This window comes from Viridibacillus arvi, from assembly GCF_001274945.1.
Classification (GTDB): Bacteria; Bacillota; Bacilli; order Bacillales_A; family Planococcaceae; genus Viridibacillus; species Viridibacillus arvi.
In genome coordinates this window covers 272,106-298,097 of the sequence record NZ_LILB01000008.1, presented here as the reverse complement: position 1 = coordinate 298,097, position 25,992 = coordinate 272,106, and the positions used below count along the sequence as shown (strand labels likewise).

Annotated in this window: 23 protein-coding genes; 15 read left to right on the top strand and 8 right to left on the bottom strand. The window is 37.1% G+C overall.

Annotation, left to right across the window (positions count from 1 at the left end; all coding sequences use genetic code 11):
* Positions 1–7: 7 nt before the first annotated feature.
* The 3 genes from AMD00_RS20325 to AMD00_RS20315 all read right to left on the bottom strand — a co-directional run bounded on the left by AMD00_RS20325 (position 8) and on the right by AMD00_RS20315 (position 4,007).
* A complete protein-coding gene (locus AMD00_RS20325; protein ID WP_053418824.1) occupies positions 8–1,912 on the bottom strand; it encodes a heavy metal translocating P-type ATPase in 1,905 nt (634 codons plus the stop codon).
* Positions 1,913–2,155: 243 nt separating this feature from the next.
* Entirely contained in the window at positions 2,156–3,691 is a 1,536-nt protein-coding gene (locus tag AMD00_RS20320; protein ID WP_053418823.1) for a fumarate hydratase, read from the bottom strand.
* 127 nt (positions 3,692–3,818) lie between these two features.
* Positions 3,819–4,007: an SE1561 family protein gene (locus AMD00_RS20315; protein ID WP_038178566.1), complete on the bottom strand. Its 189-nt coding sequence runs from the start codon at positions 4,005–4,007 to the stop codon at positions 3,819–3,821.
* 428 nt (positions 4,008–4,435) lie between these two features.
* On the opposite strand from AMD00_RS20315, the gene AMD00_RS20310 reads away from it, so the two are divergent.
* From AMD00_RS20310 to AMD00_RS20300, 3 genes are all read left to right on the top strand, one after another.
* Entirely contained in the window at positions 4,436–5,611 is a 1,176-nt protein-coding gene (locus tag AMD00_RS20310; protein WP_211258681.1) for an MFS transporter, read from the top strand.
* A gap of 128 nt (positions 5,612–5,739) precedes the next feature.
* On the top strand, positions 5,740–6,627 hold the full coding sequence (locus tag AMD00_RS20305; RefSeq protein ID WP_211258680.1) for a D-alanyl-D-alanine carboxypeptidase family protein: 888 nt from the start codon (positions 5,740–5,742) through the stop codon (positions 6,625–6,627).
* Between the two features lie 111 nt (positions 6,628–6,738).
* The gene (locus tag AMD00_RS20300; protein ID WP_053418821.1) at positions 6,739–7,578 is read left to right on the top strand and encodes a class I SAM-dependent methyltransferase; all 840 of its coding nucleotides are present in this window, start codon (positions 6,739–6,741) and stop codon (positions 7,576–7,578) included.
* Between the two features lie 44 nt (positions 7,579–7,622).
* Here AMD00_RS20300 and AMD00_RS20295 read toward each other — a convergent pair whose 3' ends face one another.
* The 4 genes from AMD00_RS20295 to AMD00_RS20280 form a co-directional block, all read right to left on the bottom strand.
* Positions 7,623–9,371 (bottom strand): methyl-accepting chemotaxis protein, encoded by a 1,749-nt coding sequence (locus tag AMD00_RS20295; protein ID WP_053418820.1) that lies wholly within the window; start codon positions 9,369–9,371, stop codon positions 7,623–7,625.
* Between the two features lie 266 nt (positions 9,372–9,637).
* A complete protein-coding gene (rlmD, locus tag AMD00_RS20290) occupies positions 9,638–11,008 on the bottom strand; it encodes a 23S rRNA (uracil(1939)-C(5))-methyltransferase RlmD (protein ID WP_157059306.1) in 1,371 nt (456 codons plus the stop codon).
* Positions 11,009–11,041: 33 nt separating this feature from the next.
* Entirely contained in the window at positions 11,042–11,863 is an 822-nt protein-coding gene (locus AMD00_RS20285) for a polysaccharide deacetylase family protein (RefSeq protein WP_053418819.1), read from the bottom strand.
* 50 nt (positions 11,864–11,913) lie between these two features.
* A complete protein-coding gene (locus AMD00_RS20280) occupies positions 11,914–12,813 on the bottom strand; it encodes a TIGR01777 family oxidoreductase (RefSeq protein WP_053418818.1) in 900 nt (299 codons plus the stop codon).
* A 181-nt stretch (positions 12,814–12,994) separates the two neighbouring features.
* Between AMD00_RS20280 and recX the strand changes: the two genes are divergently transcribed.
* The 3 genes from recX to AMD00_RS20265 are packed head-to-tail and all read left to right on the top strand — an operon-like array spanning position 12,995 to position 14,385.
* Positions 12,995–13,804 (top strand): recombination regulator RecX, encoded by an 810-nt coding sequence (recX, locus tag AMD00_RS20275; protein ID WP_053418817.1) that lies wholly within the window; start codon positions 12,995–12,997, stop codon positions 13,802–13,804.
* Positions 13,797–14,123 carry a YfhH family protein gene (locus AMD00_RS20270; RefSeq protein ID WP_053418816.1) on the top strand — a complete coding sequence of 109 codons (327 nt, stop codon included), beginning with the start codon at positions 13,797–13,799 and terminating at the stop codon, positions 14,121–14,123. Before recX ends, AMD00_RS20270 begins: the two co-directional genes overlap by 8 nt.
* A gap of 1 nt (position 14,124) precedes the next feature.
* Complete coding sequence (locus AMD00_RS20265; RefSeq protein ID WP_053418815.1) at positions 14,125–14,385, top strand: YfhJ family protein; 261 nt, start codon at positions 14,125–14,127, stop codon at positions 14,383–14,385.
* Positions 14,386–15,120: 735 nt separating this feature from the next.
* Here the strand turns inward: AMD00_RS20265 and AMD00_RS20260 are convergent.
* Positions 15,121–16,098 carry a metal-dependent hydrolase gene (locus tag AMD00_RS20260; protein WP_053418814.1) on the bottom strand — a complete coding sequence of 326 codons (978 nt, stop codon included), beginning with the start codon at positions 16,096–16,098 and terminating at the stop codon, positions 15,121–15,123.
* Positions 16,099–16,225: 127 nt separating this feature from the next.
* On the opposite strand from AMD00_RS20260, the gene mutY reads away from it, so the two are divergent.
* The 9 genes from mutY (at position 16,226) to AMD00_RS20215 (ending at position 25,892) form a co-directional block, all read left to right on the top strand.
* Positions 16,226–17,299: an A/G-specific adenine glycosylase gene (gene mutY, locus AMD00_RS20255; protein ID WP_053418813.1), complete on the top strand. Its 1,074-nt coding sequence runs from the start codon at positions 16,226–16,228 to the stop codon at positions 17,297–17,299.
* Positions 17,300–17,364: 65 nt separating this feature from the next.
* A complete protein-coding gene (locus AMD00_RS20250) occupies positions 17,365–17,589 on the top strand; it encodes a hypothetical protein (protein WP_053418812.1) in 225 nt (74 codons plus the stop codon).
* 136 nt (positions 17,590–17,725) lie between these two features.
* Entirely contained in the window at positions 17,726–18,271 is a 546-nt protein-coding gene (ntdP, locus tag AMD00_RS20245; RefSeq protein ID WP_053418811.1) for a nucleoside tri-diphosphate phosphatase, read from the top strand.
* 55 nt (positions 18,272–18,326) lie between these two features.
* Positions 18,327–20,075 carry an ABC transporter ATP-binding protein gene (locus AMD00_RS20240; protein WP_053418810.1) on the top strand — a complete coding sequence of 583 codons (1,749 nt, stop codon included), beginning with the start codon at positions 18,327–18,329 and terminating at the stop codon, positions 20,073–20,075.
* A 178-nt stretch (positions 20,076–20,253) separates the two neighbouring features.
* Complete coding sequence (locus tag AMD00_RS20235; protein ID WP_053418809.1) at positions 20,254–21,273, top strand: ABC transporter ATP-binding protein; 1,020 nt, start codon at positions 20,254–20,256, stop codon at positions 21,271–21,273.
* Positions 21,248–22,231 (top strand): ABC transporter ATP-binding protein, encoded by a 984-nt coding sequence (locus tag AMD00_RS20230; RefSeq protein ID WP_053418808.1) that lies wholly within the window; start codon positions 21,248–21,250, stop codon positions 22,229–22,231. The genes AMD00_RS20235 and AMD00_RS20230 overlap by 26 nt, the downstream gene beginning before the upstream one ends.
* Before the next feature lie 31 nt (positions 22,232–22,262).
* Positions 22,263–23,876: an ABC transporter substrate-binding protein gene (locus AMD00_RS20225; protein WP_053418807.1), complete on the top strand. Its 1,614-nt coding sequence runs from the start codon at positions 22,263–22,265 to the stop codon at positions 23,874–23,876.
* A gap of 97 nt (positions 23,877–23,973) precedes the next feature.
* Positions 23,974–24,978, top strand: a complete 1,005-nt coding sequence (locus AMD00_RS20220) for an ABC transporter permease (RefSeq protein WP_053418806.1) — start codon at positions 23,974–23,976, stop codon at positions 24,976–24,978.
* A 26-nt stretch (positions 24,979–25,004) separates the two neighbouring features.
* On the top strand, positions 25,005–25,892 hold the full coding sequence (locus AMD00_RS20215; RefSeq protein ID WP_370588358.1) for an ABC transporter permease: 888 nt from the start codon (positions 25,005–25,007) through the stop codon (positions 25,890–25,892).
* Positions 25,893–25,992 lie beyond the last annotated feature (100 nt).

Here is a 25,992-nt window from a genome sequence, read left to right as displayed (position 1 = left end):
CTCTTTTTTATATGTTTTTATTTAAAAGTCTCAAACCGTTTAAAATCACTAAAATTGTACTACCTTCATGTCCGATAACACCTAAAGGTAAATCTACTGCTTGTAGGAAGTTTGAGATAATAAGCAAAGCAATGACCGAAATAGAAAATGCAATATTTTGCTTAACGGTTTTTTGCATTTTACGCGATAGTTTAATTGCATAAGCAATTTTAGAAAGGTCATTTTTCATTAATACAACATCCGCTGTCTCTAATGCAACGTCTGTTCCTTCACCCATCGCAATCCCTGTAGTAGCTGTTGCTAGTGCAGGTGCATCATTAATACCGTCACCAACCATTCCTACATGTTTGTACTTAGCCATTAAATCTTTCATATGTTGTACTTTTGTTTCAGGTAAACACTCTGCAATATAAGCATCAACGCCTGCTTCTTTGGCAATCACTTTAGCGGTATTTTCATTATCCCCAGTCAACATAATTGTGTGAATACCTAGCTCTTTTAGAAGAGCAATTGCACGTTTTGCTTCTTCACGAACCGTATCTTTCATCGCAGCGATGGCAACAATTCCTTTTTCATCACGAACGAAAATAACCGTTTTACCTTCATCCGCTAAGGTAAGTGCAATCCCATTAGCAAAACGCATTGCGTCTTCACGACCAACGAAATCAGCTTTGCCTACTTTATAAGAAATGTTATCTACATTTGCTTTCATACCCCAACCAGGAATGTCTTCAATTTGAGCTTTATGGAAGGATGTCAGCCCTTGTTGCTTTGCATAAGCTGTAATCGATTGTGCAAGAGGGTGATTTGATTGTGATTCAATACCAGCGACTATAGAGAGCATTTGTTGTTGATCTATACCTTCACGAACTATAAACTCAGTAACAATTGGTTTACCTCGTGTAAGTGTTCCTGTTTTATCAAATGCGATGGCGTTTAATACACTCAAATTTTCTAAGTGAACGCCACCTTTAAATAGAATACCGCTTTTTGCACCATTAGAAATGGCCGATAGTGTAGCTGGCATTATGGATGCTACAAGAGCGCAAGGTGATGCAACAACTAGTAATACCATTGCGCGATAAAAGGTAGTTGTCCAATCCCAATCAAGTAAGAAGTGGGGGATGAACATCATTAGCAAAACGGCGATTAATACAAATTTTACATAAGTACCTTCAAAGCGTTCAATAAATTGTTGAGAAGGTGATTTCTCATCTTGAGCAGATTGAACAAGGTCAATGATTTTCTGGAATAGTGATTCGGAGTTTGGTTTCGTCATTTCCATTGTCACTGCACCACTCATATTGACGGTACCTGCAAATACTTCATCACCTTCAAGCTTAGTAACAGGAATTGCTTCGCCGCTAATCGCAGCTTCGTCAATCGCGGTAGTACCTTCAAAAATTACGCCATCAGCTGGAACTCTTTCACCCGGTTTAATAAAAAGATGGTCACCTTTTTTTAGAGTAGAGACAGAGACGCGAGTGAGTTCACCTTGTTCATTTACTAGCCACGCTTCTTCAGGTTGTAAATTCATAAGTGCTGAAATTTCTTTGTGACTTTTATTCATTGCGTATGTTTCAAGTGCGCCACTTACTGCAAAGATAAAGATTAAAATTGCGCCCTCAGTCCAATAACCAATAATTGCTGAACCGATAGCGGCTAAAATCATAAGGAATTCTACATTTAGTTCCTTATTAGCAATTGTTTCTTCAACACCTTCTTTTGCTTTTGCGAAGCCGCCAATTATAAATGCAAGGACATAAACAAGTATAGATAAAGTGTTCAAATCATTTTTTCCTAGTAACCAAGCAATTAAAATGAATAAACCTGAAGCTAGAGCAGCGATTAGTTCAGCGTGTTCCTTCATATTCTCAATTAGCGGGTGGTTTTGTTGTTTTATAGTTTCCATTGTTATACCTCCTGATAATGAATATCAATATCAAAACCTTTATTAATGAACAAAACTGGCTTACCACAAGGGCTTACCAGTCATTTTTACAATCATTTTTAATTTAGAATTATTATAACATAGAGGTGATAATTGTGGAAGTGCATTGTTTAATAAATGTTAGTTTGTGAGAAAATGTGCATGTAGAAAATGAAAAACTCTTGAAAACTATAAATAGTCCCCAAGAGTTCCATAAAGATTCTATTAAAATACGCGTTCAGCGTGTAGTGCTAATTTATCAAGAGATGATTTTTGAACATCTGCGTGTAATGAGTTACCGTGAGAGTCCATTGTTACAACAGCTGTGAAACCTTCAACTGATAAGTGCCACATTGCTTCTGGAATACCGAATTCCATTAGGTCTACGCCATCGACTGATTTGATACAATCCGCATAGTATTGTGCAGCGCCACCGATTGCATTTAAGTAAACGCCACCGTGTTCAGCTAAAGCAGCAAGTGTTTTTGGTCCCATACCGCCTTTACCCATAACTGCGCGGATACCGAATTTTTTCATAATATCGCCTTGGTAAGGTTCTTCACGGATAGAAGTTGTTGGACCAGCAGCTTTTACTGTCCAATTACCATTTTCGTCTTTCGCCATTACTGGGCCACAGTGGTAAACGATTTGTCCGTTTAAATCGACTGGAGCGTCATGACTCATTAAGTGATGGTGGATAGCGTCACGGCCAGTATACATACGACCAGTGATTTTAACTACATCACCAACATTTAATGAACGAATTTGTTCTTCAGAGATTGGTGCTGTTAATTCAACAACTTTTTTCTCTGATTTTGGTTCTTCTGTTTGTGGTTCGTCTTTGAACGAGATTTTCTCGCCGTCTTGGTAATGCCAGTTTTTGATTTCACCAGTAGTAGCATCAACATCGATTGCCATACGACGGTAAGCCCAACAGTTATAAGCTACAGATACGTAGAATGATGCTGGGATACGGTTCATAACGCCAACTTTACAGCCAAGTAATGTTGCTTCACCACCGAAGCCCATTGTACCAATACCTAATGTATTAGCTTTTTCAAGTATGTAATCTTCTAATTTAGCCAAATCAGGATTTGGATTTGTATCATCAACATGACGGAATAATTGTTCTTTCGCTAAATCATATCCAGATGAGCGGTCTCCACCAATCCCAACACCGATGAATCCAGCTGAGCATCCTTGTCCTTGTGCTTGGTATACAGAGTGAAGAACACATTTACGGATTCCATCTAAGTCACGACCAGCGCGTCCAAGTCCTTCTAATTCAGTAGGTAAGCTGTATTGAATATTTTTGTTTTCACAGCCTCCACCTTTTAATATTAACTTAATTTCGATGAAGTCATTTTCCCATTGTTCAAATTTCATAACAGGAAGACCTTCACCTAAGTTATCACCGCTGTTTGCACCAGTTAATGAGTCTACTGAGTTTGGACGAAGCTTAGCATCAGCAGTAGCACGAGCAATTGCCTTTTTGATAACCTTTTTGATTTCAATTTGGTTTACACCAACAGGAGTTTTAATTTTGAATGTTGGAAGTCCAGTATCTTGACAGATTGGTGAAATATTATCGTCAGCCATATGAATGTTAGTAGCGATTGTATCTAAACTCATAGCAGCACGAGTGCCAGCATTTTCGGCATCTTTTGCTTTTTTTATTGCACGGCGTACATCTTTTGGTAAGTTTGTAGATGTTTCAGTTACTAAATCATAAATGCTTTGTTCAAGCTTTTCTAAATTCATGTAAATTGCCCCCTCAAATAAGGAAATGTTTTAATTCCAATACTCATTATACCCTTTTCAAAATATGAAAAAAAGAGCGTGAATTCACGCTCTTTTTTTACTGATAAAAATTATTCATTTTCACTAATTAGTTTTCAGGTCTGTCATTGAATTGATCCATTTTTTCTTCTAAATCGTCCATCATCTGAATAAGACGATCGATATCTTCTAATTCAGTAGTTTCAGGGTCAATTGCGTCTAGCACTTCTAAAAAGATTTGAAGACGTTCTTTTAGGTAGGTCACTTGTTGATCTTTATCTGTAATTGATTTACCCATCATTACACCTCATTTCTTCTACCCAATAGTAGCTGATTTGTATAGTTTTTTCAATTGAATTACGGAAATACTAGGACTTATTAAATGTTTTAATGTTATTTGTATTTAGAAAATTTACATTATTCAAGTATTGTGGTAAAGTGAATACAAGAATAAGAAAGGAGAAAAATTAGAAAAGCAAATTGAAAATCCAGTAGTAGAAGGAGGGAGATAGCAGTTAACGGCGAACTACCGCTAAGGATTTAAAGGCAACTGCAAATTAAAATGAATATTAGTTATTGTTAGAGGGCTCAGTACACATGTTATCAATGTGAACTGGGCCTTCATTTTTTGTGGGGAAAATCATATCAGCTTCCAACCGAGTTATGATAATATTGTACAAGAATTAAGTAGTACTTATATTGATGTATATTCGCAAGGAGGAAGAAATGGAGCATAGTATTAATTTTGAAAAGAGAAGATTTTGGATTTTGGTAATTATGGTCTCCATTTCAGGCTTCTCTCAAGGTATGTTATTGCCGCTTGTGTCGGTGATTTTTGAGCAGGATGGTGTTTCTTCTGCTTTAAATGGTTTGAATGCAACAGGTTTATATATTGGAACATTATTAATAGCTCCTTTTATTGAACAACCGTTACGCAAATTTGGATATAAACCAATTATTGTGATAGGTGGAGCTCTCGTTTTTTTATCTTTACTCATGTTTCCGTTATGGAAAAGTATAACGTTCTGGTTTATATTACGATTGCTGATCGGTATTGGGGATCATGCATTGCATTATGCAACACAAACGTGGATTACAAGTACGGCTCCAGCAAATCGACTTGGTAAGAGTATCGCAATTTATGGCTTATCATTTGGTCTAGGTTTTGCAGTCGGACCTTTATTTGTACCATTGATGAACGTTTTCGAGGCACTACCATTTATCGTGTCATCGGTTCTTTGTTTAGTAGCATGGTCACTTATTTTTCTATTGAAAAATGAGCGTCCAGAGGCGATTCAAATGACAAATGCAGATGAAAAAGCATGGGGACGTTATGTATCGACCCTGAGATATGCTTGGGTAGCATTTTTACCACCATTTTGTTATGGCTTTTTAGAATCTTCATTAAATGCATTGTTCCCGGTTTATGCACTACGACTTTCATTTGATGTAGCAATGTTATCATTTATTTTAGCAGCTTTCTCAGCAGGAGGGATTATCTCTCAAGTGCCATTAGGTATGCTTGGAGATAAGATTGGACGTCGTAGAATCCTATTAATTGCATTAGCAGGTGGAGGAACGATTTTCGGTATCGGCAGCTTTCTAGAGGGATCTGAAATTTTAGTAGCAGTTGTCTTTTTATGTGCAGGGTTATTTGCAGGTTCATTATTCTCATTAGGAATTACATATATGACAGATTTAACTCCAAAAGAATTGTTGCCAACTGGTAATTTACTATGCGGTATATTTTTTAGCTTAGGTAGCTTGAGTGGACCATTTTTAGGGGGACTTTATTTACAATTTGTAACGCAATATAGCTTCCTATTACTTGTATCAATCATGTTACTTGGTGTGTTTTTCATTTCTCTAATTGGTGGAAGAACAGTAAATCGAGCTATATAATTTAGGGTCTTTGTTACTTTGTATGTAACAAAGACTTTTTAATTTGAAAAATTAAGAAAAAAATCAGATTTCCTTTAATCTTCCTTCATTTCTATTTGGTTTAATAGAAGTGAAAGGAGATGTTTCAGGTGAAGAAAAGAAAATTGAAATTAAGAACTAAATTAGTGATGGTTCTATTAGTATTAGGTTTACTATGGATTGCTAATTTATTTATAGATGAAAGGCAACAAATAACACAGGCAGAATCGGGGCTATTCAGTGAAAATGCCATTTTAGTTGATTTAAATAGTGGAAAGGTTTTGTTTGATAAACAAAGTGAAATGGAAATATATCCTGCATCTTTAACGAAAATGATGACCGCCATTGTAGCAATAGAGAACTTACCTGATTTAGAACAACGAATCACAATACCGGATGAGATATTTGATAAAATTCGTGCTGAAAATGCTTCAGTAGCAGGGTTTGTATCACAAGAGCAAGTAACAGTACGTGATTTATTATACGGAAATATTTTGCCTTCTGGAGCAGATGCGGCGATTAGCTTAGCTATTGTAGTTTCAGGCTCAGAGAAAGGCTTTGTAAAGTTAATGAATGATAAGGCAAAACAGCTTGGTATGAATGATACGCATTTTATGAATGCTACAGGTTTACAAGATAAGGAGCACTTTTCAACTGCTAAAGATTTATCGAAATTACTACGTTATTCTTTACAGGATGAAACATTCTATAAAGTGTTTACGGCTAAGCGTTATACTACTTCAGCAACAAATGTACATCCAAATGGCATTACTTTTAATAGCTCAATGTTTGAAAAGCTACCCTCCACTACTATTGAAGGTGGAATGATTTTAGGTGGCAAAACAGGCTATACAGATAAAGCGGGGCTTTGTTTGGCAAGTTTAGCTGAGAAAGATGGGAAGCAGTATATATTCATTACAACGGGAGCACCTGGAGATCATAATACGGAGCAGTTTAATATGACTGATGCGATTGCGGTTTATAATCAAATATTCTAATGATTTGGATTGTACTTGTGAGTGCGATCCTTTTTTCGTTGCGGCGGTGGTGTTGTCACTATATGATAAATATAATGAATAATTTGAATATAGTGGAAAAGGAAGTGTGGAATGATTATTGAGACACGTGAAAAAGTAGATTTCGAAAAGGTTTGGCAAGAAGGGATGAAAGATTGGTCTGGGAAGATGCCAGAGCGCATGGTCAATGATGCTTTAGAAGAGCAATTTTGGGCTCAATATATTCAAAAAAATGCTGGTAAAGAGACAGATCCTTATGCAGAGGGTATCTTTCAAACCATTAAAAAGCGCATCGACCAAACTGATACGGTTCTAGAAATTGGACCTGGTTGGGGGAATTATACATTTCCACTTGCAAACCACGTAAATAAGCTGACTTGTGTAGATAGTTCTGCAAGTATGATTGATTATTTGCAAAATAAATGTACTACCGATAATTACAACAATATTTCCTTTATTCATGAGAAGTGGGAGGATTATAAGAGAACTGAGCAATATGATATTGTTTTTGGAATGAATTGTTTTTATCGTATATATGAAATAAAGAGAGCGCTACAACAAATACATAATAGTGCCAAGAAGTTAGCCATCATTGGTGTGACTTTTGCACCGATGCGACCTCATTATATAGATTTACAAAATAACTTTGGTTATTCGTTGAAGTACCCTAGAAGAGACTACATAGATTTGATGAATATTCTCTATGAATTGGATATCCATGCAAATTGTCAGATAGTAGATTTAGAGAAAACGTATACGTATGATTCTTACGACGAGATGATTGATGCTAATAGTGTGAAGCTATTGACGCCAAATGTAGAGCAGTCGCGAGTTGAGGTAGCAGTGCAGAAATATGTTGAATACAAAGAAGGTAAATATATTTATAAGCATCAATTTAAAGCTGCTCTTTTGTATTGGAGTCCTAGTCAATAAAGAAGAAAGCCGTTCTCATTAAATCGAGGACGGCTTTTGTCTACTTATTTTAGCTTGAATTGTGCAATAGATGATTTTAATGAATTAATTTCATTCGATAACTGCGATGCAGATTTAGCCACAATATCCATGACATGTTGCTGTTCATCAACCGAGGCGAACACTTCCGTTGAAGCTTTGGCATTTTGATCACTTACTTCAGCAATGCTTTCAATCGCAAAAGTGAACATCTCCGTAGAAGCCATTAATATATTGACGCTCTCTGTGACATTTTCGATGGAGGAAATGATGGTACCTACATTCGATTTAATATCCTCAAATGACATTTCAGTATTTGAAACAGCTATATTTTGTTCTTTGACAATCAAAGATGTTTTGTCAATTTCTTGGTTTGCAAGTAAGGTTTCCTGTTCAATACCACGTAACGTTTGTTGAACACTTTCTGTGGATGCTGCAGTCTGTTCGGCTAGTTTTCTGACTTCATTTGCTACAACAGCAAATCCTTTACCGTGCTCACCAGCTCTAGCAGCTTCAATGCTTGCATTAAGAGCTAGTAAATTTGTTTGGGCAGAGATTTGATTAATCGTTTGTATAATATTTTCAATATCTTTCATTTTGGAAGATAGGGATTGGAATACTTTTTGTACATGCTCTACTAGGTCAGCTGATTTTGTTGATTTCTCTTTTAATAAAGTTAAATTATTTAGCCCTTGTTCATTTGAATTTTGCATCTGTTCAGAAGACTGTTGCATATATTCATTTTTTTGATATAGATTTTTAATTTGTTCTGAGATACCCATAATGACTAGTTTTGTTTCCTCAGCATCTCTTGCTTGCTGTAATGATCCAGCTGAGACATCCGATACAGCACGCGTAATTTCTGTTGTAGAAGCAGTTGCCTCTTCTGATACAGCGGTTAATGTTGATGAGGCGTCTTGTATATCATTTATCGTTGTATCTACTTCACTTATTAATGTTTTTAGTTGTGTTACCATCACATCAAAATGAGTATTCAATTGTCCTAACTCATCTCCGCGATTTACTTCATGTAATTGGACAGTTAAGTCACCCGTAGAAATCTCTTTTACCTTATTCGTTAGTCTTAAAATAGGATTACCAAAATGTTTAGCTAATAAGTACATAATAATAGTCGCAATGATAAGCGAGGCGGTAAAGGCTATCCCCATGACAATAAGTAAATTTTGTGCGGATGAGTTAAAGTCTTTTTTGTAGCTTCCGGCACTTACAATCCAACCCCAGTGTGGGTCGATTTCAGCATATGTAATTTTTTCAGCAAGCTTCTTTTCATCTTCAGGTAGATGGAATGGATATTCGACAAAACCACCACCTGCTTTTGCACTTTTAATAATATTCTGGATAAAATATTGTCCATTACTGTCTTTTAACTCCCACGATTGTTGATTTTCAATATTGGGATGGGCAAGCATTAAGCCATCTTCTTGCAAAATGAATATATAACCACTTTTTCCTAAATCACCGGGATATGTAATCTCTCGATGTCCATCCTCTATCTTTTCACCAATGATTTGAACCTTAACAGCTTCTTGCGCATCTTCTAGGGATAAGTTTCCTTTCTGTACTTCAGCATCTAGTGAAGCAATTAGCTGCATCGTCGTCTGTACGCTGTTTTTCACAATCGTTTCACCTAATTTATCCATATTAGATTTGGCGCTTTGATAACTGAAAAAACCAATAATGATACAAGGTATTGCGACAAGAAGTAATGAATTTAACATGAGCTTCCATTGAATAGAGTTACGTATCCTTTGCATTAAGCCCCCTCCTTAATTGTAAAAAATCTGTTAATACTATTATGGATTTGTAAACTATGATAAGCAATGAGAAAAAATGCAGAAAAATGTAATAACTTGTCGAGAAGTAGCTATAAATGTGTTATTTCAGTAAATTGTTCTGTGTGATAAGTAGGAGAATGTACTTTTTTTATTAAAACAATTCAGGGATTTGAATCTATGGAAGGGGGTAATAAGTAATAATTAAAAAGATTGAAGCTCATAAGAACTTCAATCTTTTTAATGGATTATTTCAATGTTAATAATGTGACTGATTCAACATGAGCTGTTTGAGGGAACATGTCAATCGGTTGAATATATTCAATGTTATATACCTTTGTAAGCTCCTGTAAGTCCTTTGCTAAAGTCGATGGATTACAAGAAGTATAAACAAAGCGTTTTGGTTTAACTTGTAAAATTGTATTTAGAAGGCTTGGTGCAAGGCCTGTTCTTGGAGGATCTACTGTTAATACATCCGGTACGAATTTTTCTTTGCGCCATTTTGCTAACCATTCTTCAGCGGAGCCTGTCACATATTTAACATGGTTAAAGCCATGCTTTTTGGCGTTTAGCTTAGCATCTTGAATACTTTCGGGAATAATATCCATTCCACGTACTTCTTTTGCGTCTTTTGCTAACCAAAGGCCGATTGTACCAACACCACAATAAGCATCAACAACAGTCTCTTTACCTGTTAATGCAGCCGCTTTTTTTATCTCATTATAGAGATGGACAGTTTGGGTAGGGTTAAGTTGGAAGAAGGCACGTGCCGATAAATCAAAAGCAAGTTCACCAAGTTCTTCATGAATCGTCTCTTTTCCAGCTAGTGTATATGTCTCGTCACCAAATATTAACGAGGTTTTTTCAGCATTAATATTTTGCACGATGGATACGACAGCTGGATCAATTTGTTTTAATCGTTCAACAAGCACTTCTTTTTTAGGGAAGTTTTTACGTGTCGTAATAAGCACGAGTTGTACTTCGCCTGTTTTTATTCCAGTACGAACAACAATTGTACGTACAATTCCTTTTGAGCGACCATCGTAAATAGGGATGTTAAGCTCATCTAAAATATTTTTTGTAGCCGTAGTGATTTTCGTTGTTGCAGGGTGTTGTACAACGCATTCTTCAATGTTCAACAGCTTATGGCTATTGGCAGAATACAAACCAGCAAGCACTTTATTGCCTGGCTTCCGTACTTGGAATTGGCTCTTATTTCGATAATGCCAAGGATCTTCCATGCCCATTGTAGGACGCACATCGATTTTGTTTGCTTGTGATTTTACATACTTTGTTAGAGCTTGAACGATGACATCTCGTTTTGCTGCTAACTGTCCTTTGTATGTTATATGTTGTAATTGGCAACCGCCACATTCCTCATAAACTGGACATGGTGGTGTTTGGCGTATCGGTGATTTTTTGTGAATTTTCACAACTTCTGCTTCTGCAAAGTTACGATTTACTTTCGTCACTTGTGCGATGACGTCTTCACCAGGAAGAGCGCCTTTGACGAAAACAACGTTACGTTTATAGTAGCCGATTCCTTCACCATTAATGCCGAGCCTTTTAATTGTTATAGTAAGTTTTTGTCCCATTTCCATAATTGATTGTTGCGTCAAAAATTACACGTCCTTTTTCGCTATGTTCCTTCATTATAACGAACGGTCGTGTGTTTTGAAAGAACCAGCTAAACCTGCTTCTTTGTTTACAAGATTATTAATGGAATCAAATCGATAACCTTTTTTGCGTGCAGCTTCGATGAATTTTGGTAAAGCTTCCGCATTATCAGGCGACACGGTATGCATGAGGACGATGGCACCAGGATGTAGCTGTGACATAAGGTTGTCATATGCATATTTCCAGCCTTGAGGTTTGTCTTTAAGCCAGTCTTTAAAGGCAACAGACCAGAAGATATGTCGGTAGCCAGCATCATTACCTACTTGAAGCAGTTTTTCGTTAAAGGTGCCTTCAGGTGGTCTTGCAAAAATAGTTCGTTCGACTTTTGTAATCTCTCTTAGCTTATCATCGAACTTCTTCCATTCCTTTAATATTTCTTCTTCACTTAGTCTTGCCATATTCGGATGGCCATATGAATGGTTACCAATATCATGACCTTCATCTATCATACGCTTAACAAGAGGAGTAGCACTCGTTAAATAATGACCTGTCAGGAAAAATGTCGCTTGAATTTTCTCCTTTTTTAAAGTGTCAAGTATGCTTGCTGTATAACCATTTTCATAGCCATTATCAAAGGTTAGATAAATAACCTTTTCATCAGAACTTCCTTTATAAATAGCGCCGTACTTTTCTAATGTTTGATCGAGTGCTGCACCAGCTTCTGCCGGTTGTTCGTTCTGAGCTTTTTTAAAACCCCAATGAAGTTCATCTGCAGAAGCGCTAAACGGATTGACGATAGCACCAATAAAAACAATAGCACTTGCAATGACAATTCCGAGCAAATGGTTTTTCCACATATAAACGCAACCTTTCTATTTTTAAAGTAGGTTGCGCTAAGGAACGATCTTTATGCGTACAAATTTTCTAATGCAGCTTCTAATGTTGGATATTCAAAATGAAAGTTTTCCGTTAGTAAAACTTTAGGTAAAACCTGCTGTCCTTCTAAAACGAGATTACTTTTTTCACCTAATGCAATTTTTAGTAAAAATGATGGAGTAGGAAACCAATGTGGTCTACCAAGAATGGATGAAATTATTTCGCCTACTTGCTTCATCCTAATTGGATTTGGAGCGGTTACATTAAATGGCCCTACAATACGATTATTTTCTAATGCAAAACATAATGCCGATGCGACATCTTTGACATGTACCCAAGATACCCACTGGGAACCAGAACCAACTGTACCACCTACATAAAGTTTATACGGTAAAACCATTAGAGAAAGTGCACCAGCATCTTTACCTAAGATGACACCGAAACGTGCCATAGCTACACGAACTCCAAAGTTTTCGGCTTTTTTTGCTTCTTGCTCCCAGTGTTTGACGGTTTTACCTAAAAAGTCTTTTGCCACTTGAGGTGAGCCTTCAGTGTAGGCAGCAGCTTTTGAAGATGGATAGATGCCAATTGCACTTGCATTAATCAGTACTTTAGGTTTCACATCAAGTGTTTCAATAATACGTAGGACTTCCTTGGTGGCAGTGATGCGACTGTCGTAGATTTCCTTTTTACGCTTATCTGTCCAACGTCCTTCATTTAAAGAAGTACCTGCCAGATTAATAAAGGCATCTATCCGTTGTAAATGTGCTTCAGGCATTGCATTATCTGTTAGCCATTGTATATAGCGAATACCATTTGCTTCATAGCTTTTTTTCCGCGTTAAGATAAAAATGTCATGACCTTGTTGCTGTAAGAGTTTTGTAAGCTCACGTCCTACAAAACCAGTGCCACCTGCAATTGCAATTTTCATAATTTTAACGTCCCTCCATGTAAGATTGGGTAGTGAAAAAACATGAACTATTTGATTGCTTTAATCAAAACAAGTGAAATAGCTTTCCATACATATGTATGCTTTCATTATATATAAGTATAGATGAAATGAAGGTAACTTAGAAAAGATGTATACTATATTTAAGTGAAGGAGTGTTTCGATGACTCGAGTAATCACAAAAATTACGCGCCAAAAGAAAAACCAAGAGCGCTATAATATCTTTTTAAATGAAGAATACGCTTTTAGTGTTGATGAAACCATTTTAATTCAGTTTGGCCTGACAAAAGGTAAAGTGATTGAAGGGCTAGAGCTAGATGAGATTGCCTTTGATGATGAAATTCAAAGAGCGTATAATCGGGCACTCGGCTTTCTAAGTTATCAAATGCGCAGTGAATATGAAGTAAAAAAGAAGCTTCTTGATTTAGAATTTGGAGAGGCTGTTATTCAAGAGGCTATTCAAAAATTAAATAAACATGGTTTTTTAAATGATGCCACATATACAAAAGCACTTCTTGAAACGAAGAAGAAGACTGCCAAAAAAGGCCCTCGTGCAATTAGACAAGATATGCAGAAAAAGGGTATTGATAAAAAGTTACAAGAAGAAGTGCTCGAAACCTTTTCTGAGGAAGAGCAGCTTAGTATTGCCTTGAAGTTAGGAGAGAAGGTGGCTTTTTCTGAACGACGTAAAACGCCGACTCAAGTAAAACAGAAAATTCAAGATAACTTAATGCGAAAAGGCTATTCCTTTGCGATAATAGAGCAAGTACTTGAACAAATTGAATTTTCACGAGAAGATGATGAATGGCAACAAATGATTCAAGTGCAAGGTGACAAAGCATGGCGTAAATATGCTACGAAATATAGTGGATATGATCTGCATATGCGTGTAAAGCAAACTCTATATCAAAAAGGCTTTCCGGCTGATATTATAGAAACTTTCATTGAAGAGAAGGAGCAAGAAAATGGATAAAAAATATAGCGATATGACACCAACAGAATTACGAACAGAAATCGCAACATTAAAAGAAAAAGCGAGAAAAGCAGAGCAACTAGGTATTCTCAATGAATTTGCTGTTTATGAACGAAAAGCATTGATGGCTCAAGCATTTTTATTGAACCCAGACGATTTTAAACCTGGTGAAATGTATCGTATAGAAGGTGATCCAGGTGTGTTCTTTCAATTAGAATACTTAAAAGGACGCTTTGGATGGGGATATCGACTTGGTGGCGATCATTATGAAGAAGCTTTACCAATCTCAATGTTAACACCAGTAAAGGAAGGTATGTAAATTGGAAGCAATAGTAGATCAACTTGTAATGGAACTAAAAGATAGTAATGAATTACTAACAGAAGAACGTGCACGCGTGTGGATCGAATTATTATGGTCTGATTTTGAAGCGACATACGCAAAAGCGGGTTATGATTATCAAGGTACTGAAATGACTGAGAAAATCATTCGCCAATGGATTCAAGGCTACGGTCATCAACTACATGAATTCGCAGGGCGTAATCCAAAATACGCTCACTTACTAGATGCAACTGACAACTGATTACAATAAACTGACCGCTACGTTAATGTGTAGCGGTCAGTTTATTGAGGATGTTTATTAGTCGATAGCATTTTTTTGAATGAGATACTTGATTAAAATTTATAATATTTATCAAGCAACTTCATTATAAACACGCAAAGCTGCCGATTTTGGCAGCTTTTCTAAAGGTTGGATAAATAAAAGGGATATCTCGTTTTGGTTAGACTAGAATTACGTCAGTCTTAGGACGTGAATATTCTGCTAAATAACAAAGAGGCGAGTTAGCGCAACAATCACTCGAGTTAGTACAACAAAGAATGAAGTTAGCGCAACAAATAGCGGTGAAAATGCAACAATCACTTGAGATAGTGCAACAGTTGGTACTAGCTACTCGCGAAGTTTCAATCTGGCGCTCGCCGTCAAAGAGCGCCTTCAGCATTTAAGATATCCAGCTTCAGGCGCTAGACTCTCGAGGTCACTTCCACCTTCTCGGATGAAAACTGAAAAAGCGTTTTCGATTCGAAGGTTCCAGTGCTTGTCGAGTCTGAACGAGCGCCTTCAGCATTTAAGATATCCAGCTTCAGCGGCCAGCCCCTCGAGGTCACTTCAGCCTCTCGGTCACAGGCAAAAAGCGCCTTTGATTCGAGCCTTCCAGTGCTTGTCGGAGGCCAATAGGATGTTGGTCAGATAGCCGTTGCCACAGGACGTGGCGTACTTAGGCTATCTTCCTCTGAACGGGCCGCTTCAGCATTTAAGTTAATCCACAATCAGTTTCTTTCGTAGTTTGTCTTCGCTAAATATCCAGCCTGTGTAGGATTGGATGACATCATTATTGTCGTTTAGTAGTGCGACGGCGACGAATGGATAATGATTTTCGCTTCGATAACGCAGATCGATTAGTCGTACTTCATGGTAATTATCTTCAAGCTCGCTTACTTCCCAACGGTATAAGGGAGAGAATGATACGAATGCAGCTAAATTGGAATCTTCTAACGCTGCGTGGAATAATGGAGTATCTGGTAGTGGTTCTATTGGGAATTTATCGTAAATGGTGATAGACCGCCCATATGCTCGTCCGACGTAGTGTGTGGAGCTTGAGTTGACCGCAACACGCCATTGGAAAAAGCGCATTGTTGGTGAAAGTATTATTTTTTCGGCGTCTGGAATGGTGTTTTTAACAGCATGCTTAACGGATCGCTGTAAGATAAAGCGGATTAAATAGTAAATCACAATAACGCTATATAAACTGGTTATTGTCCAAACGGGATCGGAGCCAAATGCCCATAGCATTAGTGCTATTACATGTAATCCGAAAATTATAGGATCGAATGTGTTAATAACACCGAGCGCAATCCATTTTTTCGAAATTGGCCGAAATGCTTGTGTTCCATAAGCGTTAAAAATATCAACGAAAACGTGAAGAAAAACAGCCAAAAATGTCCAAAGCCATAGATGCAATATATTAGCGCCTTGAAATAACAAAGCTAATACGCCTGTAATTAGAATAGGCCATAATATAACAGCGGGAATTGAATGTGTAATCCCGCGATGGTTCCGAATATAAACAGCATTATTACGCAATTTTAAAACTGTATCGATATCGGGTGCTTGTGATCCAATGATTGTTGCTGTAATAACAGCAGCTGTTGTCATGGAACTATCAGCTACTACTGGGTCAGCTAATGCTAAGCCACCTAGTGCAATACCCATTACTAAATGTGTACCTGAATCCAAAAATAATCAGCTCCTTAAATATTGGGAGAGAAATTGTTTCAATTTTATTAGATAAAATAATCAGTTGGTTTACATTTTATTGCTATATGCATTGTTAAAATAAATCGAAAATACCTAGGAGGAAAAAGTGTACTATCAATATAAACATCAATTCCAACAAGCATTAGTCGAGTGGTTTAAAAAAGAAAAACGGGATTTACCGTGGAGAAAAACGAACGACCCTTATAAAATTTGGGTGTCAGAAGTGATGCTTCAACAGACAAGAGTCGACACGGTTATCCCATATTATGAACGATTTTTAAGTGAATTTCCAACAATTCGACATTTGGCAGACGCACCAGAGGAGAAGTTGTTGAAGCAATGGGAAGGGCTAGGATACTATTCGCGTGCCCGCAATTTACAAGCAGGTGTTCGAGAAGTGGTCGAAAATTATAACAGCAAAGTACCTGATAGTCGACCAGAAATTTCGAAACTAAAAGGTGTTGGCCCGTACACTGCAGGAGCGGTTCTTAGTATTGCCTATAATAAAGCGGAGCATGCTGTTGATGGCAATGTTATGCGTGTACTAAGCAGAGTTTTACTAATTGAAGAAGATATTGCACTTCCTAAGACGAAAAAAACATTTGAAAATGCAGTTATGGAACTTATTGACCCAATTCATCCATCCGAATTTAATCAAGGTTTGATGGAGTTAGGTGCGATGATTTGTACTCCGACTTCTCCTAAGTGTTTATTATGCCCAGTAAGAGAATTTTGTACCGCTTTCAATGAGGGGAATCCGGAGAAGCTACCTATTAAAACGAAAAAAATAAAGATGAAGCACATTCCTTATGACGTGTATGTTGTAAGAAATACTAAAGGCCAATTTTTAATCGAAAAGCGTCCTGAAAAAGGTCTACTAGCGAATATGTGGCAATTTCCAATGATTGAGCAAAAAACGGATACCGGAACGACAAACGAAATGAAATTAGCAGAACAATATAGCTTAAACTTATTATCACGCGAAAAATTAACTTCATTCAAACATATTTTTTCACATTTAACTTGGCATATAGAAAGTTACTTTGTTAATTGTGAGGAGCAACAAATCATTCCTGATAATTGCCAGTGGTTCACGGTTGAAGAGATGGCTGCTTTACCAATGCCAGTACCAATGCAAAAAGTGTGGCAATGTTATCAAATTGAATCAACAAATTTATAAAGGAAATATTACCAAGAATAAATAACTCCAAGCTACGCAAATTAGATAGCACGGAGGTGATTTCCATGAAAAAGAATCAAAACAGTGCAAACAAATCACAAAACAATGCGCAAAACAATGCGCAAAACAATGCGCAAAACAATGCGCAAAACAATGCGCAAAACATGTTTGAGGAGTTTGGAGCTGAAACTGATTTCAGCGAAGTAGCAAAGCAAAATAATAAAGCTGAGCAAAACAAGCAAAAAGCTTCGGGTAAATTTGCTAAGAACAATCAAAATAACTCGAACTAATCATGGGACACACCCTAATGAGCGAAGGCTTTTGGCCTTCGCTTATTTTTTGCTACAAGTTTTTAATCATGATTGTTATAATGTTAAGCAAAGAGCGCTTTTCCAATAAGTGTTTATCGAAAAGGTGGGCATTAGCATGGCGATTCCATTAGAAGGTGAAACAATACAAATACATAGTTATAAACACAATGGCCGTATCCACCGTGTCTGGCAAGAAACGATGGTATTGAAAGGCACAAAAAATATAGTCATCGGAGCGAATGAACGTACACTCGTAACGGAGGCGGATGGTCGAACATGGTTAACACGTGAACCGTCCATTTGTTACTTTCATGCAGAGCACTGGTTTAATATTATTTGTATGTTGAGAGAAGATGGAGTATATTACTACTGTAATATGAGCTCTCCATTTGTTTTTGATAATAACGCTATTAAGTATATTGATTATGACTTAGATGTAAAAGTGTTCCCCGATATGTCTTATACTTTACTTGACGAAGATGAGTATGAACAACATAAAGAGGAAATGAGTTATCCATCTGTAATTGATCAAATATTGAAATCAAATGTTGATAAGTTACTTAGCTGGATTCACCAAAGACGTGGACCATTTGCGCCTGACTTTATAGAAGCTTGGACGAGCCGTTATCAATTTCAAAGAAAGCTTCATGATAATGACTAATAAATGCCTGTTGGTGAAAACCAGCGGGCTTTTCGCTTGAAAAGGGAGTGACTTTTTGGACAGTATTAAACGCTATATGCGATTTGTAAAGCCTTATAATTGGGAGATTCTATTAACACTTGTTATAGGAATTGTAAAATTTGCAATCCCGTTATTTATTCCAATATTAATTAAAATTGTAATTGATGATATTGTGATGGCAGAAAATTTAACAAATGATGAAAAAACATTACAGCTATTCTATTGGTTAGGTGGAACAGCTGTTGTATTTTTTGTTTTAAGACCACCAATAGAATATTACCGCCAATACTTTGCTCAGCATGTGAGTAATAAGATATTATATGATATTCGTAAAGAATTGTATGGACATCTCCAAAAGTTAAGCATGAACTATTATGCAAATTCACGTGCTGGTGAAATCATTTCACGTGTTATTAATGATGTGGAGCAAACGAAGAATTTTATCATGACTGGTCTGATGAATGTTTGGCTGGACTTAGCAACAATTCTAATCGCTATTGGGATTATGCTAACGTTAGATGTGAAATTGACATTAGTAACATTAATCGTCTTTCCATTCTATGCGTTTTGTGTAAAATACTTTTTTGGTAGATTACGTGATTTAACACGCAAACGTTCACAAGCATTAGCAGGAGTACAAAGCTATTTACATGAACGTGTTCAAGGAATGAGCATCATAAAAAGCTTCACATTAGAGAAGCACGAACAGAAAATTTTCGATGAGACTAACGGGGAATTCTTGGACAAGGCACTTGATCAAACCAAATGGAATGCTAAAGCTTTTGCAGTGATTAATACGATTACTGAAGTAGCTCCGTTACTAGTTATTGGATTTGCAGGTTACATGGTTATTCAAGGACCACTTTCAGTCGGTGCGATGGTAGCGTTTGTTGCTTATATCGATCGACTATATGGACCATTACGTAGACTTGTAACTTCTTCAACGACACTTACTCAATCAATCGCTTCGATGGACCGCGTATTTGAATTGATAGATGAGAAATACGATGTAGAAAATCAACCAAATGCAGCAGCACTACCTCCACTAAAAGGTGATGTACAATTTGAAAAAGTTTCATTCCGATATACCGAAGAGGAACAGAATGTACTGAACAATGTAAGTTTCAATATTCAAGCAGGACAAACAATTGCGCTTGTTGGAATGAGTGGTGGAGGTAAATCAACGATAGTAGGGCTAATACCGCGATTTTACGACGTGGTGGAAGGTTCTATAAAAGTTGATGGAGTTGATATTAAAGAGGCAACAATCCATTCGTTACGCTCACAAATTGGAATCGTACTCCAGGATAATATTCTATTTAGCGATTCTGTTAAATCAAATATTTTAATGGGACGACCAAATGCCTCTGATGAAGAAGTAATTGCAGCAGCTAAGGCAGCTAATGCTCATGATTTCATTATTTCATTACCAGAAGGTTACGATACAAAAGTTGGAGAACGTGGTGTTAAATTATCTGGTGGACAAAAACAACGGGTTGCCATTGCCAGAGTCTTTTTAAAAAATCCGCCAATCCTTATTCTGGATGAAGCAACTTCAGCTTTAGATTTAGAAAGTGAATCACTAATTCAAGAATCATTAGACAAATTAGCTCATGATAGAACAACAATCGTCGTAGCTCACCGTTTATCAACAATCACACATGCCGATCAAATTCTAGTTATAGATCATGGTGAACTAAAAGAACAAGGTACACATGAGCAATTGATAGAACAACAAGGTATTTATCATAACTTGTTCCATATGCAAAGACTAGATGCATAATAAGTATGTAATATAGCATAAAATAAAGACTTCTCATTCTTGGGGAGTCTTTATTTTTTGTCATAAAAATACTTAAATATGAAAAGTATTGCAATTTTTCAAATTAACAGTATAAAATAGATAAAAAGAATTGAATATTTAGAAAATATCGAATTATCGAATTTAAGAGGGGGACTATATGAGTGATCGTAAAGAATTACTACGGGTGAGAGGACTTCAGACGACATTTTTCACAGATGATGGTGAAATCCCTGCAGTAGATAATATTAATTTTTCGGTAAGAGAAGGTGAAATACTTGGCATTGTAGGAGAGTCTGGCTGTGGCAAGAGTGTAAGCGCTTTATCGATTATGGGGCTTGTACCATCTCCGCCGGGTAAAATTACAGGTGGACAAATAGAATTTGATGGCAAGGATTTAACTAAGCTTTCTCAAAAAGAAATGCGTAAAGTACGAGGGAAAGATATAGCAATGATTTTCCAAGAACCAATGACGTCACTGAATCCACTATTTACAATAGGGAATCAATTGATGGAAGCAATATTAATCCATCATAAAGATTGGTCAAAAAAACAAGCTAGAAATCGGGCAATTGAAATGATGAAGTTAGTAGGTTTACCAAGATCTGAAGAGTTAATAAAGGAATACCCACATCAATTATCTGGTGGTATGCGCCAACGTGTGATGATAGCGATGGCACTTGTTTGTGATCCAAAGGTACTTATTGCTGATGAACCAACGACAGCATTAGACGTAACGATTCAAGCACAAATTTTACAATTAATGAAAGACTTAAATGAGCGATTGAATACAGCAGTTATTATGATTACACATGATTTAGGTGTTGTTGCAGAAACTTGTGAGCGAGTTGTCGTGATGTATGGCGGGCAAGTAGTGGAGGAAGGGCCAGTCAAATTATTATTCAACGACCCACAACATCCATATACAAAAGGACTTATTCAATCTGTACCAGATATGCGCTTCAAAAAACAACGTTTATATTCCATACCTGGAAATGTGCCAAAACCGGGATCTGTTAATACGGGTTGCCGTTTTGCTGCTCGTTGTGAATTTGCATTTGAACAATGCCGTGTAGAAAATCCGAATTTATATCAAACAAGCCCAGAACATAAAACGAGATGCTTCTTGCACGAAAGAAAGGAGGTGTCTGCAGTTGACAGAGCCGTTGTTGAAAGTTAAAGGGTTGAAGAAATACTTTCCGATTCGCCAAGGGGTGCTTGGAAAAGTATCCGGTCAGGTCAAAGCGGTTGATGATGTTTCCTTTTATGTTAATGAAGGTGAAACGCTTGGGATTGTTGGAGAATCTGGATGTGGAAAATCTACTACAGGACGTATGCTTATGAGATTGCTAGAGCCAACAGAGGGAAGTATTGAATTTGATGGTAAGTTGCTATCCGATTTATCTAAAGAAGAAATGCGTAAAGCTCGTAGGGAAATTCAAATGGTTTTCCAAGATCCTTATGCCTCATTAAATCCTCGGCATTCAATAGGCAAAATTCTAGAGGAGCCTTTAGTTGTTCATGGTATTGGAGATGTAAAAGAACGTAAGAAAAAGGTCAATGAGTTCCTAGAAATTGTTGGCCTCAGTAGCTACCATGCCAGACGATACCCACATCAATTTAGTGGGGGACAAAGACAACGTATTGGTATAGCTAGAGCGCTAATGACAAATCCAAAATTGATTATTGCAGATGAACCTGTTTCAGCTCTAGACGTTTCGATTCAAGCTCAAGTTTTAAATTTAATGCAAGATTTGCAAAAAGATTTAAAGCTTACTTATATATTTATAGCGCATGATCTAGGTGTTGTTCGTCACATTAGTGACCGTGTAGGGGTCATGTATTTAGGGAAGATGGTTGAGCTAGCAGATAGTGAGTCTTTATATAGCAAACCATTGCATCCTTATTCAAAGGCTTTATTATCAGCAGTTCCTGTACCAGATCCGAACTTTACACGGGAGCAAATATTGATAACAGGGGACATTCCAAGTCCTTCAAATCCTCCTGCGGGATGTACGTTCCATACAAGATGTCCATTTAAAATGGATATTTGTTCGAAAACAGTACCTGTATTAAAGGAAGTTGAGAAAGGTCATTCTGTTGCTTGTCATTTATATAATGAGCAAGGTCAACAATGATAATAGAGCAAAGTGTGGAGGGGTTATGTATATGAGGAAAAAGAGATGGTTAGCGCTAGGCTTGATGTTATTACTAGTATTGTCTACGGCATTAGCAGCATGTTCTTCTGATGAAAAGGATGATGTTAAGGGCGATGATAAAGGCGGCGGAGAGAAAAAAGAAAAAACGTTAGTCTTTGGTCGTGGGGGAGATTCTGTATCACTTGATCCTATTGCTACAACAGAGGGAGAGACTTACAAAGTAACAGAGAACTTATATGAAAAACTAATCAACTTTGGTGAACAAGATACAACATTAAACCCTGGTTTAGCTAAGTCTTGGGAGGCTGCTGAAGATGGTTTAAGCTACACATTTGACTTACAAGAAGGCGTAAAATTCCATGATGGAACTGATTTCAATGCTGATGCAGTAGTGAAAAACTTTGAACGCTGGATGAACGGCGATGCAGAGAAATTCCCTTACTTTAAATCAGTATTTGGTGGTTTTAAAGATGATAAAAGTCTAGTAATCAAATCTGTGAAAGCTGACGGCGATTTAAAAGTAGTTATCACTTTAAAACAACCTCAAGCTCCATTCTTGAAAAACCTTGCAATGAGTCCATTCGCTATTGCGAGCCCGACGGCATTTGAAAAGTTTGGTGATAAGTTTGGTGATAATCCAGTAGGTACTGGACCATTCAAATTTGTCTCTTGGAAACGTAATGACTCAATTACAATCGAAAAGAATCCAAATTATTGGCGAGAAGGCTTGCCGAAACTAGATAAAGTAGTATTCCGCTCTATTCCAGATAACTCAACCCGATTAAACGATTTACTTTCAGGTGCAATTGATTTAGCAGATGGTATTAGTCCGTCGGATGCGGCATCGATTGAAAGTAATGCAAATTTACAATTGCTTAAACGTCCATCTATGAATATTGGTTATCTTGGTTTAACTGTAACGCGACCACCTTTTGATAATGTAAAAGTTCGTCAAGCAATGAACTATGCAGTCGATAAGCAAGCGATTGTTGATGCTTTCTTCGAAGGTCAAGCTGAAGTTGCGAAAAACCAAATGCCACCAGTAATTGGTGGTTACAATGAAGATGTTAAAGGCTATGAATATGATCCAGAAAAAGCTAAGGCTCTATTAAAAGAAGCTGGCTATGATGGTAAAGAAATTGAATTATGGGCAATGCCTGTACCACGCCCGTATATGCCAGATGGTAAAAAAATTGCTGAAGCAATTCAAAAGAACCTAGCTGACGTTGGTATGAAGAGTAAAATTGTTTCATATGAATGGGGCGTATATTTAGATAAAGCTGAAAAAGGGGAAGCAGATGCATTCTTACTTGGCTGGACTGGCGATAACGGAGATGCGGATAACTTCTTATATGCTCTTCTAGACGAGGATAGCATCGGTAGTAATAACTACACTTACTACAAAAATTCTAAAACTCACAAATTATTAATTGAAGCTCAAACAGAAGTAGATGAAGAGAAACGTAATGAGATATATAAAAAAGTTCAAGAAATCTTTAATGAAGAAGCACCTTGGGTTCCACTGGCTCACTCTACACCACTTTTAGCTAGTAAGTCAGATGTCATTAACTTATTACCACACCCAACTGGTTCTGACAGATTAGAAAACGTAGATTTTAAATAAGCTAGACAATTAAACTACGCCTTTCGCTTATTTGGCGGAAGGCTAGTTTTTTCAAACGAGAGTTATTCAACATGATTGAGATGGAGAGGTGAAGAAAATGCTTCACTATATTGGAAAAAGACTATTGCAGTTAATCCCGGTTTTGCTCGGAATGACCTTTATTGTATTTTTAATAATACGTGCAATTCCAGGCGATCCTGCTCAAGTAATTTTAGGACAGCAGGCTACAAAAGAAGCGAAAGCGGCATTGCGAGCAAGCCTAGGATTGGATAACCCTTGGTATATTCAGTACGTAAATTATTTAGGTGATCTATTGACAGGTGATTTAGGTGAATCGATGCGTACGAAAGCAACGGTATCAAGTGAATTGTGGCCGTATTTAGCAGCGACATTTGAATTGGCTCTTTTTGCAATGATTTTAGCAGTAATCATTGGAGTGAATGCAGGAATTGTTTCAGCATGGTTCCAAAATTCTTGGTTTGATTATTTTGCAATGATTTTAGCACTTATCGGTGTATCTATGCCTATTTTCTGGTTAGGTTTAATGGGGCAGTGGGTATTTGGTATTCAAATGGATTTACTCCCTACATCAGGTAGAGAGGATGCCAGGAATCCTGTCGATCCCATTACATACATGTATGTTGTAGATACGATTATTCATGGTCGATTTGATCAGCTTTGGGATGTATTAAAACATTTAATATTACCTGCAATTGCATTAGCGACAATCCCGATGGCAATTATTGCGAGAATGACTCGTTCAAGTATGCTTGAAGTGATGCGTTCTGATTATGTTCGAACAGCACGAGCTAAAGGGCAAAATATGTTCTGGGTTGTTTATAAACACGCTCTCAAAAATGCCATCATTCCTGTATTAACAGTAATTGGTTTGCAAATGGGACTACTATTAGGTGGGGCTATTTTAACAGAGACGATCTTTAGTTGGCCAGGTATTGGTCGCTACATTTACGATGCTATTGGATACCGTGATTATCCGGTTATACAATCCGGTATTTTAGTGATCGCTTTTGTTTTTGTTATGATCAATTTAATCGTAGATATTTTATATAGTTTTATAGATCCGAGGATTAAATATGACTAGGAAGGGAGGAGTTCGTTATGTCTGAAATGGCACCGAATGCAACTATAGATGTAGTTATTAAACAAGATCAATCGGTTGGTCCATGGAGAGAAGCATGGCGTAGCTTTAAGAAAAGTAAAGCTGCGCTTGTAGGGGCAGTAATTGTTGCGTTCTTCATCCTTCTAGCTATAGTTGGTCCATTTTTTGTTCCAGAAGGAATTAATGACCAAGTATTAAAGAATCGTTTACAACCACCATCTGCTGAGCATTGGTTTGGCACAGATGATTTTGGTCGGGATATTTTTTCACGGGTCGTGCACGGCGCTAGAATATCATTATGGGTTGGATTTTCTTCAGTTATTGGATCAGTTGTAGTGGGAAGTATGTTGGGGATTATTGCTGGTTATTATGGTCGCTGGATTGATACCATCATCTCACGAATTTTCGATATTATGCTAGCGTTCCCAAGTATATTACTTGCTATTGCAGTTGTATCAATACTTGGCCCATCTTTGCAAAATGCTTTAATTGCTATTGCAATTATTAATGTTCCGAACTTTGGAAGGCTCATTCGTTCGAAGGTATTGAGTATTAAGCAAGAAGAGTATATAACTTCTGCAAAAGCGATTGGTATGAAGGATGCTCGGATTCTATTTTCTCATATTTTACCGAATTCAATGACGCCGGTTATTGTGCAAGGAACACTTGCCGTCGCATCTGCAATTATTGAAGCAGCTGCACTTGGCTTTCTTGGACTTGGAGCAGAAGCACCTACACCAGAGTGGGGTAAAATGCTAGCTGATGCACGTATCTATTTAATCAATGCTCCTTGGACTATGATTTTCCCAGGTTTAGCGATTATGCTAACTGTTTTAGGGTTTAACTTAATGGGTGATGGTTTAAGAGATGCTCTTGATCCAAAAATGAAAAACTAAATGATAAAAGCATCCAATGTGTCGATGAACTGACCCAAGAAAGTTAGACATATTTAGTTAAGCAGCTTCTAAGACCTGAGTTCGGTATTCCACCGGGCTT